Origin of the sequence: Vibrio sp. V39_P1S14PM300 (assembly GCF_009904765.1) — a bacterium.
GTDB classification, from domain to species: Bacteria; Pseudomonadota; Gammaproteobacteria; order Enterobacterales; family Vibrionaceae; genus Vibrio; species Vibrio proteolyticus.
On record NZ_WXWP01000048.1, the window covers coordinates 1 to 11,092 of the forward strand.

Consider the following 11,092-nt stretch of genomic DNA (forward strand, 5'->3'; position numbering starts at 1 on the left):
AAGTGTAAGAATGTTTACTTGAGTTCGGCACATTTTCTTTATGGTATTTATTTGCAGCCATATCATGTAATAAAGCAGACAATGCAGCGTCACCAGCACCATTCGTATTTTTAATTTTTTCCGGACCACCCATATAAGGGGCAATATGTGAATAAACACGTATCGGATTATTACACGCGTCTTTAACCGCCGGACGGCTGAATTCGTAACGATTAAATTCAGCAATACATCCCGGTAGAAGCGGTAAAGACGTTTCGCGTTTCGCTTCATCTTCCGTATAGCCCGCCATGTACAGGCCGATAGGTCCGGCAGTACACAGTACCAAATCCACCCAATCAAGCGTCTTGTCTGAGGCCGCTAACGGGTCTGCTTCGCCAGTTAATGCTTCCGCTTCGTCTTCATTCATCGCGACCACAGAAACGTGCTCACGCAGAAATTCCTGCCAGAACTCAGGATCATCCTGAATGACAAACTTGGTGCCTAGCGTCAGTACCACTGGCACATCGTATTTCTTGGCATATTCAATCGCACGCATTGTGGCTTCCGGCATCGGATCGCCTTCTTTACAGCGCACCAGATACGCAGTGAGTACCAGGGCTGACGCGTTTTTAAAGATTTTTTCCGGAATACTACTTGGGCTCAGCTTATTCATCTGACCTTCACTGATGGCGAATGTGCGTTCACCATCTTCTGTGATCAGTGCAAAGCAGCGGCCAATGGCACCTTCAACGCCCTGAAGATAATTGAGATCCATGCGGCTGGAGGTGTTGCACAGGTAACGATAGCCGTAGCTGCCGATTTTAATGTCCTGACTCATCACACCCAGTAAAGTGGAGCGATCATCCGCCAGCACGGAATAGTTGTGCAGAGTATTACCAATCGTGCCGCCGGCGTATTCATTGGTAATTAAGTTGCTTTCTTTTAACTCGTTATACAGTGCTTCGGCACTGTCATCATCGATCACTAACGAGTGTCCCTTACTCAATCCATATTTAGCAATCATTTCTGAACAGACTTTTGCCTCTATATCGACCAATGTTTGATCGATACCAATAATATGGGTACGAGACATGGTTTTGCTGTCTTGCGCCTGGCTTACCAGTGGATCGCGCGCATGGACGGGAAAGTAGTGCTTAGACTTACGTTGTCCTGGAAATTTCATAGTGTTTGTATTGAGTATGGGATGAAAGGATGCCGGATTCTACCGCGCACACTAAGGCGCGGCAACAAAGGGAATTATAGCAAACGATTGCGACTGTTATTTTTTATTCACCTTCCATGAAGCTCAAATCAGGAAGCCGTTCCAGGTGCTCAGAATAACGTTTGAGATTAAACTCACCGCCGTTCTTCATCACATCAAAGACTTCTATCGAGACCGCGCACGCCATCATCGCCACGGCGTCTTCGCGCGAAGTCCCTGTCATCATCAAACGCATCAGCGTCTCTTTGACTTTAAGTGGATTGCCGTCTTCGAGTTGGTTTTCGACGATCTCAAGCAACTCGCCTTCTTCGATAAATTCGCTTTTTTCGCTCATGTTTTCGGTCCTGGTATTGTTTTCCCGCCACTATGCCACATATATAGAAACTTATCCTGAAAACCATTGAGCTTTTGCTCAGAAAGTTGTTTGTGATGCACCTCTCGGATCTGTCGCCTCTAAACTCTTTCTGATAGAATTTGCGTCCAGTTTATTTAAGTGGTGTTAAGTAATGTCTGATAACAGCCAAAAGAAAGTCATAGTAGGCATGTCCGGCGGTGTGGATTCCTCCGTTTCTGCCTATCTTCTCCAGCAGCAAGGCTACCAGGTTGAAGGCCTGTTCATGAAGAACTGGGAAGAAGATGACAACGAAGAATACTGCACGGCGGCAGAAGATCTGGCCGACGCACAGGCAGTTTGCGATAAACTTGGCATTCACCTTCATACCATTAATTTCGCTGCAGAATACTGGGACAATGTCTTTGAATACTTTCTGGCGGAATATAAGGCGGGTCGGACTCCTAACCCAGACATCCTTTGTAACAAAGAAATTAAGTTCAAAGCGTTTCTGGAATTTGCAGACGAAGTGCTGGATGCGGATTATATCGCCATGGGTCATTACGTGCGTCGTACCTTCCCACAACAAGGCGAAAGACCTCAGATGCTGCGTGGCAAAGACAGCAACAAAGATCAAAGCTACTTCCTATATACACTTAGCCACGAGCAAATTGGCCGCAGCTTGTTCCCGGTCGGTGAGCTGGAGAAGCCAGAAGTTCGCCGTATCGCAGAAGAGCAAGGCCTGATCACAGCCAAGAAAAAAGACTCGACCGGTATCTGTTTTATCGGTGAGCGCAAATTTACTGACTTCTTGTCTCGCTATCTGCCTGCTCAGCCGGGTAAAATTGAGACACCGGAAGGCCATGTCATCGGTGAACACCAAGGTCTGATGTATCACACTTTGGGGCAGCGTAAAGGCTTGCACATCGGTGGCCAAAAAGGCGGTGGCGGCAATGAAGAACCATGGTACGTGGCAGACAAGGATCTCAAACGCAATGTATTGATTGCCGTTCAGGGCGCCGATCATCCGCTGCTGAAATCACAAGGCCTGATCGCATCACAACTGCATTGGGTCGACCGTGTGGCGATAAAAGAACCACTGAAATGCAGCGTGAAGACACGTTACCGTCAACAAGATATTCCATGTACCATCATCCCGGTTGACGATGAAACCATCAAAGTGATCTTTGATGAACCGCAGGTCGCGGTGACACCAGGCCAGTCCGCCGTCTTCTACAAAGACGAAGTGTGTCTTGGCGGTGGCATCATCGAAGAACGCATTTAACAGGAATTGAGGAGTACTACTACGTGGCTAACACACTCTACGACCGTACTATCGCTTTTGCCGGCATTTGCCAGGCCGTTGCTTTGGTTCAACAGGTAGCGAAAAACGGTGACTGTGATTCGGACGCGTTTGAAACTTCCCTGAAAGCGGTGCTGAACATCAACCCAGGCTCAACTCTGGAGGTCTTTGGCCGTGAAACCAATCTGAAAGTGGGCCTCGAATGTTTGGTGCAAGGCATCGACAGCACGCCTACTGGCAGCGAAATTACCCGCTACATCATCAGTCTGATGGCCTTGGAGCGCAAACTGGCCGGACGCCGTGATGCCATGTCTCAACTGGGTGACCGTCTGCAAATGTTGGAACGCCAATTGGAGCACTACGATTTGCTTGACGACAATATGATCAGCAATCTGGCCAGTGTTTATCTGGATGTCATCAGCCCAATCGGCCCGCGAATTCAGGTAACAGGAACCCCGTCGGTACTGCAACAAACCACGAATCAGCATAAAGTCCGTGCCCTACTGCTGTCGGGTATCCGCTGCGCCGTCTTATGGCGCCAGGTTGGCGGCAAACGTCGTCACCTGATTTTCGGACGTAAGAAAATGGTCCAGCAGGCACAAATCCTGCTCGCCAGAATGTAATGATCAGCTCGCGTTTATCGCGAGCTCTTTTTTCGATACAAACCACTCTCGCGCAAACGTTTGCGCAATATTCGTGACAATTGCCACCGATGTTGGTATAAAGCTCACGAAATTTAGAAACCCAATTCAGGAGAACATCATGGAACTGTCAGCATTGACTGCTGTTTCACCAGTAGACGGCCGTTACGGAAGCAAGACGATTGCGTTACGCGAAATTTTCAGTGAATACGGTCTGCTAAAATACCGTACTATCGTTGAAATCCGCTGGCTACAAAAACTTGCAGCCACTGCTGAGATTGCCGAAGTACCAGCATTCAGTGCACAGGCAAACCAATTCCTGGACGACCTGGCCGCGAACTTCTCTGAAGCCGACGCGATGCGCATCAAAGAGATTGAACGCACCACCAACCACGACGTTAAAGCGGTTGAATACTTCCTGAAAGAGAAAGTCGCCGACGTGGCTGAGCTGCACGCAGTGAACGAGTTCCTCCACTTCGCCTGTACCTCTGAAGATATCAACAATACCTCGCACGCTCTGATGCTCAAGGAAGCGCGCGAGACGGTTATTCTGCCAGAAATCCGTAACCTGATTGATGCCATCAAAGCACTGGCAGTCGAATACCGTGATATCCCTCTGTTGTCACGTACACACGGTCAGCCTGCGTCTCCATCAACCATGGGTAAAGAGATGGCAAACGTGGCGTACCGTATGGAGCGTCAATATAAGCAAATCGCAAACGTTGAGATCCTGGCAAAAATCAACGGCGCGGTTGGTAACTACAATGCACACCTATCTGCTTACCCAGAACTGGATTGGCACAAATTCTCTGAAGAGTTCATCACAGAATCTCTGGGCGTAACCTGGAACCCATACACCACTCAAATCGAACCACACGATTACATCGCAGAACTGTTTGATGCCGTCGCACGTTTCAACACGATTCTGATCGACTTCGACCGTGATGTCTGGGGCTATATTGCACTTGGCCACTTCAAGCAAAAAACCATTGCTGGTGAGATCGGTTCTTCAACCATGCCACACAAAGTCAACCCAATCGATTTTGAAAACTCTGAAGGTAACCTAGGGCTGGCTAACGCTGTTTTTGGTCACCTGGCACAGAAACTGCCAATTTCACGCTGGCAGCGCGATCTGACTGACTCCACCGTTCTCCGTAACCTGGGTGTCGGTGTTGGCTACGCCGTGATTGCCTACACGTCGACACTGAAAGGCATTAGCAAGCTAGAAGTGAACCGTGAAGCCCTGTTGAAAGAGCTGGATCAGAACTGGGAAGTGCTGGCCGAGCCAGTACAAACCGTGATGCGTCGTTACGGTATCGAGAAGCCTTACGAAAAGCTTAAAGAACTGACTCGTGGTAAGCGTGTCGATGGTGAAGCAATGCGTAACTTCATCGACGGCCTTGAGCTACCTGAGCACGAGAAAGCCCGTCTTAAAGAGATGACCCCGGCAAACTATATTGGTCAGGCTATTGAGCTGACCGACAAACTGTAATTTGCCAAAAGCAAAAAAGGCTTCCCGAGGGAAGCCTTTTTTATTGTTTTTCAAAGAAGATCGTCAACCTCCCGACCTCAAACCCCAGTTTGCGAATCTTGGTCACATTGAAGGCCCGTTTGTCATCCTGACGATATAACCAATCATCAAACGTTACGGTCACCGTTGAGTCGCCGCGCGGTAATTCGAAATCGTACTTCCACTGCAAGACATTACCCATTTCTTCTCCGCTGGCCACACCAACAATGTCATCCGCCTGCCCTTGATAACGCTTATCTCCGACACGCTTAATCACCCATACCCTCTGGTCTGTTTCTCCATCATCAAACACAAAGTCTTCAACCAGTGTGAGCGTATCGCCATCAACCTGCCCTTGTATCTGCACTTCAAAACGGCGTGTCTGTTTGTCACTGTAATCCTGAATCATGCCCCAGGCCGTTAAATCTCCCTGAAAAAATTCAAACAAATCAAAACGCGGTGTCGCTTGTTGATACTCTCCGACATCGGTCGAGCAACCAACCATCAGTAAAAGACTGGATACCATGGCCACCATCCATTTCATTTCGTGTGCATCCCTATGAGTTGTTTTCTTAATTCCGGATACTGGCTACGCGGGGATAGCCAGATAGACAAAAAGGCATCGTTCAGCGTCTCATCAGATACCAAACCGACCACTTTCGGTGCATGATTGCGTTCGGCATACCATAAGCTCCCCTCTACACCGTTGGTCACGTAAATCAGTTGATCCCCTTTGGAAATGTCCGGAAACAATCCAGACAATGCTGCCAGCCAGGGACGATAACGGGTTGATGAATAGCCCAGTTTTTTCCACTGTTCGGCTGTCGCATTAAGCAGTTCATCGCGGGAAATGTTGCGTTGATAATCGATCTGCAGCGCCAAAGCGTGAGGGGTAATATCGTCAGCCAGTTGATACGTCCCGGCCGGCGCTTTCAAACGAGATTCATAAATATCGAACATAAACCAGGACAACTGTGCCTTGCCGACCGTCGGCCAGCTCTTCCACTGCACTGAAGTGTGCTCGCTCCCTGAGGACGCAACGACCGCAAAGGAGAATGACGATAACAACAGCAAAACGATACTAATCGCGCCCCTGTACCAAGCTGTTCTTTTCATGACTCAATACCCTGATGATGATTGCAACCAGTATTGCCCACTCTAACCACAACAAGAACAGGCTCCAGAAGGTGTCAAAGCCAAATTGTACTGCTCCGAGCTTGAAACCCGCCCAGTAGCTGAGGCTCCCAGCAACTCCTCCGACTGTAGATACGAACCGCAACGGATATTGGCTCACTACAGGCACCAGAAACATGGCATACCAGACAAAGATGAACCACAATGCCACCAGCCACACAGGCAAAGACGCTTGTGGAAAGATCAGCACGTTGGCCTGACTGTTTACCCAGTCAACACCACAACCCAGCAGCGCTATTACCCCAATCCAAAGCCCTCTCACGGACAGAGCTTGCCAGGAAACCAGATACGTCAAAGCGACCGCCGCGAGCATCCAGTACTGGTAAGCCGTCTGACCAAGGACCGCCAGAAACCACAAGAGTTGAAACCAGGTTGAAGCAATGATCAGCCGCCACATACTGCGTTTCCTCAACTAAGGGCGCTCAAACGTCATGTGCACCGTACTGATGCTTCTGGCCAGGAACCCGCCTTCGCAATAGCAAAAGTAGTAACGCCACATCCTGATAAACCGTTCATCGTAACCCAGCGCCCGGACGTGCATTTCTGCTTGGTCAAAACGCTGACGCCAATCTGCCAGGGTCCGTGCATAGCTGCTGCCAATATCGAACAGATCGCGCAATACCAAATCACTGTGTCGAGTGGTCGCGCTGGTCAAAGCAGTGATCGACGGCAGAAAACCTCCCGGAAAAATATACTTCTGAATAAAATCGACATTGTCGGCGTAGTAATCGTAGCGTTGATCGGCAATAGTGATCGCCTGAATGGCCATTAAGCCACCGGGTTTGAGCAGTGACTGGCATTTTTGAATATAAGATTGAAGAAACTCGCGTCCGACCGCTTCAATCATCTCGATCGACACCAATTTATCGTACTGGCCGGCTAGCTCTCGGTAGTCTCGCTTTAGCAGCGTTATACGATCTTCAAGCCCCGCTTTAGCCACAGCCTCTTGGGTGTATAGGTATTGCTCGTCTGAAATGGTAGTGGTCGTCACCTGACAGCCAAAGTGCTTCGCCATATAAATTGCCATCGCGCCCCAACCAGTACCGATTTCAATCACATGATCGTCAGCGCTGAGCTTGAGCTGCTCACACAATCTGGCCATTTTGTTGTTCTGAGCTTGCTCCAACGTATCGCTATCTATCAGGTACACGCCTGACGAATACAGCATGTTGTGATCAAGAAACGTCTCGTAGAGCGAGTTGCCGAGGTCGTAATGAGCATGAATATTTTGCTTGGAGCGTTGCAATGTATTGCGGTTCAGCCAATGGCCTACGCGATACGTCAGTCGGGTTAACCAACTGCTGCGACGCTCCATATCATCTAGCGCAGTCAGGTTACGAGCCATTAGTTCCATCAAGCGGGTCAGGTTCGGGCTGTCCCACCAACCGTCCATATACGCTTCCGCTGCGGCAATGCTCCCCCCGCGCGCAACACGCAGAAAAAAGCCCGGATGATGTATCTCTATCACCGCATGCAAATCATGATGTTCCCCGCCGTAAAAGGTGTCTTGCCCTTCTGCCTCGCCATACGATTCCACAACAGTCAGACAGCCGACACTCAGTTGATGAAGGCTCTTAAATAACAGTGAACGCGCGGTTTTCTGAACGCTGGTCAGTTGCCTAGGTAGCGTCATTGAATTCGCATTTAACATTGCAATACTCCTTTATTGTTCTATTTCTTCTGCGATTTAGAGTGATATTTCGGGTGAGAATAAAGCGGTGCCCCTTTCACCCATAACTTCAGCGCATGCCAGTAAATACCAGCGACTACTTTTACCGCCATCACTGGCGTTTTGATCAGTTCGAGCAGCAAACGTCCAGATCGAAAAGGCTTGGGTTTCATGGCCAGAGTGGCATCAAACACCTTGCCGTCTTGATGGCACTCCAAATGAACCATCAGACTTTTAACCAGTGGTTTAAGCCGCCATTGATAATGCTGGTCAATGGGATTAAACGGCGAGACATGAAATGCTTTCTGATGTTGCCAATGTTGGTTTGCATCGCCACCTTGCGCGGGTATTGCGTAATAATGTCGTTCGTTCCAGGGCGTATTACTCACCTCGGCCAGCAAATAACACCAGTTACCATCCAAGTCATATAAGTAATAAAAATTGACCGGACTGAAATACACACCCAAGTAACGCAGATGAATCACCGCCTCGACCCGGCCGGCACACCGGACTCCGGTTAATTCAAACACTTTATCTCGTACCGCGTGTTTCAGGTCACCCTGACCAAGGTAGTCTTCACGACGAAAGCGCGCCCAGTGGAACCATCGGCGGCCAAATAACCACACGCGTTGCTCCAGTCGAGATAACTCATCGAGATCAATACACGGCATGAACAGGCGATAGTGCAGAGCATGCTGCAACGGAGTGAAACGTCGATGACGAACGGTGCCGACAAACAAACGGCTGTTGAGGTCTTCTGCCATCAGGCTGCCCCTTGATGCACCACATCAGATGCACAACGTTCAATCTGCGCCACAACATCCAGTGCGCTGCGCACGCCATCTTCGTGAAAACCATTGTGCCAGTAAGCACCACAAAACCAGCTTCGACGAACTCCATCAATTTCGTCTTTGCGTTGCTGAGCAGCAATGGATTCGGTGGTAAATACTGGGTGATGATACACAAATGAACGCAGTACCTTGTCTGGTGCAACGTCATCACGGCAGTTGAGCGAAACACAGAACGTGTGCTCAGCGTCCAGGTGCTGCAGAATATTCATGTTGTACGTCAACGTCGGCTTGCGTATTTCCTCACCGGATTGCCCGTTGAGGCGATAGTTCCACGACGCCCACGCAGTTTTACGCTTGGGTAACAAGGTCGTATCGGTATGCAGGATCACATCATTGGCCTGATACGTCATCGCACCCAAAATGGCCTGTTCAGCTCGCGAGCTGTCAGCCAGCATCGCCAGCGCCTGATCACTGTGGCAAGCAAAGATTACCTGATCGTATTTTTCCGTCACCCCATTCGATTCTACATACACACCATCAACATGACGGGTCACCTGAGTTACGGGTGAGCTGAGGCGTATTTTGTCCTCAAACCCACGAATGAGCGGCGCGATGTACTGTCGGGATCCGCCCGGGATGACAAACCACTGAGGCCGGTTAATGATGTCAAGCAAGCCATGATTGAGAAAGAAGCGCAGGAAAAACGTCAGCGGAAATGCTCGCATGTCAGCCAGTGTCGATGACCAGATCGCCGCTCCCATTGGCAGGATATAGTTGTCACAGAAGGCTCGGCTGAAACGCTGCTCATGCAGGAACTCACCTAGCGTGTGTGTGTGTGCGTAATCTAGTTCTGCATGCGCTTTAGCCAGACGATTAAAACGGATGATCTCGAAGATAAAGTGATAGAATGCAGGGTTCAGCCAATTGCGCTTTTGAGCAAACAGTGTGCTCAGCGTGTGGCCGTTGTATTCCAGACCTGATGTTTGGTTGTGGACACTGAAGCTCATCTCGGTCGGCAAGCCACTCACACCAATGCGTTGCATCAAGCGGTTAAAATGTGGATACGTACGGTCGTTGAAAACGATAAAACCTGTGTCCACAGCGTAAGTGCGGCCATCAAGCTCGACATCAACGGTCGCAGTGTGACCACCAATGTAGTCGTTCGCTTCGTACAACGTCACGTTGTGCTGTTCGTGCAGGTAGTGACCACAGGTCAAACCGGATATCCCTGTGCCGATAATGGCAATATTCATAACTGTTATCCTTTCATTAATGCCGATACCAAAGTGCCTTGCCAACGGTATGGGAGCAGAGACATCAGACGGAAAAAACCGGTAAACCAAAACGGGAAATAGAGTGTTCGCCGGCCTTTTGCCACACCGCGACGAATCGACCGAGAAGCCTGTTCAACAGAGACAAGCATGGGCATAGGAAAGTCGTTTTTATCGGTGAGCGGCGTCTTCACAAAACCCGGAAATACCGTCGTCACGCTTATGCCCTGACTTTTGAGATCCAAAGCCAGCGCTCTGGCGAGATAACTTACGGCCGCTTTCGACGCGCCATACGCTTCCGCGCGCGGCAAAGCCACTTCACTGGCAATGGACCCTACCATCACTATACGATGACCCGCAGAGAAGTGTGGCTGTATCCCCTCAATGGCGTTCGCCATACCAGTCACATTAATGTCCATTACCCGCGCAACCAATCCAGCATCAATATGACCATTGTCGATGTACTCACAATCACCGGCATTGAGAATCCAAAGCTGGGGTCTGAACGGCAAATGCGCCAATGCGTCTATCGTTTGCTCACGCTTCGTAAGGTCAAAGCGCAATCCACTGATTAAATCCGAGTAAAACTCGAGTTCACCTAACACCTTCTCATTACGACCACAGGCAATCACATGCCAGCCGTCATCGGCATAATCTTTCGCCAACTGCATACCAATGCCGGAGGTTGCCCCTGTAATCAATACACCGTTCATTGTCCTAGCCTTTTTTTCACCGTCTTAATCACAGCGCCCAACAAAGGTAAGTGCTCATACAGCATCTCACCCAAATCAAAGTAGTCGCGGTGATAGATAACCTTGTGCTGTGAAAACCGTAAGTGACTGACACCATTGACCTGGATCGGATTGCCTTTCTGCAACTTAGGATGTTGGAGATGCATAGTCCAAATCAGGAATCCGGTGTCACCGATCTGTTGCTGTTCAGAAATCGAGAACTCACAACGAGTAACGTTGGCGTAGAGTGAATCAAAATAATCGTGCAGAGCAGGCAACCCTTGCAGACGATGGGCGGCATCTTCAAACACCACTTCCTCGTGGTAGATGTCCCTCAATAAATGCAGCGTCTGCTTGTTTAGCTGGTTGTATACTCGCCCAACGGTTTCTACATCCATATACATGACCCTTACAAAGCGATACAAATATTAATTATGTACAAGGTAGTAT

The 11,092-nt window shown here is 49.3% G+C and carries 13 protein-coding genes; 3 read left to right on the forward strand and 10 right to left on the reverse strand.

Annotation, left to right across the window (positions count from 1 at the left end):
* Together CAG65_RS02470 and CAG65_RS02475 are read right to left on the reverse strand one after the other, a co-directional pair.
* Nucleotides 1-1,162, reverse strand: a 1,162-nt coding sequence (locus tag CAG65_RS02470; protein ID WP_161451936.1) for an inosine/guanosine kinase, incomplete at its 3' end; no start/stop codon positions are given.
* Between the two features lie 103 nt (nt 1,163-1,265).
* A complete protein-coding gene (locus CAG65_RS02475) occupies nt 1,266-1,535 on the reverse strand; it encodes a hypothetical protein (RefSeq protein WP_161451938.1) in 270 nt (89 codons plus the stop codon).
* Nucleotides 1,536-1,707: 172 nt separating this feature from the next.
* Between CAG65_RS02475 and mnmA the strand changes: the two genes are divergently transcribed.
* The 3 genes from mnmA to purB all read left to right on the forward strand — a co-directional run bounded on the left by mnmA (nt 1,708) and on the right by purB (nt 4,968).
* On the forward strand, nt 1,708-2,817 hold the full coding sequence (gene mnmA / locus CAG65_RS02480; protein ID WP_161451940.1) for a tRNA 2-thiouridine(34) synthase MnmA: 1,110 nt from the start codon (nt 1,708-1,710) through the stop codon (nt 2,815-2,817).
* 23 nt (nt 2,818-2,840) lie between these two features.
* Nucleotides 2,841-3,458, forward strand: coding sequence for a high frequency lysogenization protein HflD (hflD, locus tag CAG65_RS02485; protein ID WP_161451942.1), 618 nt, complete (start codon nt 2,841-2,843; stop codon nt 3,456-3,458).
* A 139-nt stretch (nt 3,459-3,597) separates the two neighbouring features.
* The gene (gene purB / locus CAG65_RS02490) at nt 3,598-4,968 is read left to right on the forward strand and encodes an adenylosuccinate lyase (RefSeq protein WP_161451944.1); all 1,371 of its coding nucleotides are present in this window, start codon (nt 3,598-3,600) and stop codon (nt 4,966-4,968) included.
* 40 nt (nt 4,969-5,008) lie between these two features.
* On the opposite strand, the gene CAG65_RS02495 is transcribed toward purB, so the two are convergent.
* The 8 genes from CAG65_RS02495 to CAG65_RS02530 form a co-directional block, all read right to left on the reverse strand.
* Entirely contained in the window at nt 5,009-5,530 is a 522-nt protein-coding gene (locus CAG65_RS02495; RefSeq protein ID WP_161451946.1) for a DUF3833 domain-containing protein, read from the reverse strand.
* Nucleotides 5,527-5,997: a chalcone isomerase family protein gene (locus CAG65_RS02500; protein ID WP_337247541.1), complete on the reverse strand. Its 471-nt coding sequence runs from the start codon at nt 5,995-5,997 to the stop codon at nt 5,527-5,529. The genes CAG65_RS02495 and CAG65_RS02500 overlap by 4 nt, the downstream gene beginning before the upstream one ends.
* Nucleotides 5,998-6,067: 70 nt before the next feature.
* Complete coding sequence (locus tag CAG65_RS02505) at nt 6,068-6,577, reverse strand: DUF2878 domain-containing protein (RefSeq protein ID WP_161451950.1); 510 nt, start codon at nt 6,575-6,577, stop codon at nt 6,068-6,070.
* A gap of 15 nt (nt 6,578-6,592) precedes the next feature.
* Nucleotides 6,593-7,831: an SAM-dependent methyltransferase gene (locus CAG65_RS02510; RefSeq protein ID WP_161451952.1), complete on the reverse strand. Its 1,239-nt coding sequence runs from the start codon at nt 7,829-7,831 to the stop codon at nt 6,593-6,595.
* Nucleotides 7,832-7,851: 20 nt separating this feature from the next.
* Entirely contained in the window at nt 7,852-8,613 is a 762-nt protein-coding gene (locus CAG65_RS02515) for a DUF1365 domain-containing protein (protein ID WP_161451954.1), read from the reverse strand.
* A complete protein-coding gene (locus CAG65_RS02520; RefSeq protein WP_021704105.1) occupies nt 8,613-9,893 on the reverse strand; it encodes an NAD(P)/FAD-dependent oxidoreductase in 1,281 nt (426 codons plus the stop codon). The genes CAG65_RS02515 and CAG65_RS02520 overlap by 1 nt, the downstream gene beginning before the upstream one ends.
* A gap of 5 nt (nt 9,894-9,898) precedes the next feature.
* Entirely contained in the window at nt 9,899-10,624 is a 726-nt protein-coding gene (locus CAG65_RS02525) for an SDR family NAD(P)-dependent oxidoreductase (protein WP_021704106.1), read from the reverse strand.
* Complete coding sequence (locus tag CAG65_RS02530; protein WP_161451956.1) at nt 10,621-11,040, reverse strand: nuclear transport factor 2 family protein; 420 nt, start codon at nt 11,038-11,040, stop codon at nt 10,621-10,623. Before CAG65_RS02530 ends, CAG65_RS02525 begins: the two co-directional genes overlap by 4 nt.
* Between the last annotated feature and the right edge of the window lie 52 nt (nt 11,041-11,092).

What these genes read in the sequence shown, in the direction of transcription:
- CAG65_RS02515 (WP_161451954.1), bottom strand. Translation starts at nt 8,613, where the DNA reads ATGGCAGAAGACCTCAACAGCCGTTTGTTTGTCGGCACCGTTCGTCAT.
- purB (WP_161451944.1), top strand. Translation starts at nt 3,598, where the DNA reads ATGGAACTGTCAGCATTGACTGCTGTTTCACCAGTAGACGGCCGTTAC.
- CAG65_RS02520 (WP_021704105.1), bottom strand. Translation starts at nt 9,893, where the DNA reads ATGAATATTGCCATTATCGGCACAGGGATATCCGGTTTGACCTGTGGT.
- CAG65_RS02475 (WP_161451938.1), bottom strand. Translation starts at nt 1,535, where the DNA reads ATGAGCGAAAAAAGCGAATTTATCGAAGAAGGCGAGTTGCTTGAGATC.
- CAG65_RS02525 (WP_021704106.1), bottom strand. Translation starts at nt 10,624, where the DNA reads ATGAACGGTGTATTGATTACAGGGGCAACCTCCGGCATTGGTATGCAG.
- CAG65_RS02505 (WP_161451950.1), bottom strand. Translation starts at nt 6,577, where the DNA reads ATGTGGCGGCTGATCATTGCTTCAACCTGGTTTCAACTCTTGTGGTTT.
- CAG65_RS02530 (WP_161451956.1), bottom strand. Translation starts at nt 11,040, where the DNA reads ATGGATGTAGAAACCGTTGGGCGAGTATACAACCAGCTAAACAAGCAG.
- CAG65_RS02510 (WP_161451952.1), bottom strand. Translation starts at nt 7,831, where the DNA reads ATGTTAAATGCGAATTCAATGACGCTACCTAGGCAACTGACCAGCGTT.
- CAG65_RS02495 (WP_161451946.1), bottom strand. Translation starts at nt 5,530, where the DNA reads ATGAAATGGATGGTGGCCATGGTATCCAGTCTTTTACTGATGGTTGGT.
- mnmA (WP_161451940.1), top strand. Translation starts at nt 1,708, where the DNA reads ATGTCTGATAACAGCCAAAAGAAAGTCATAGTAGGCATGTCCGGCGGT.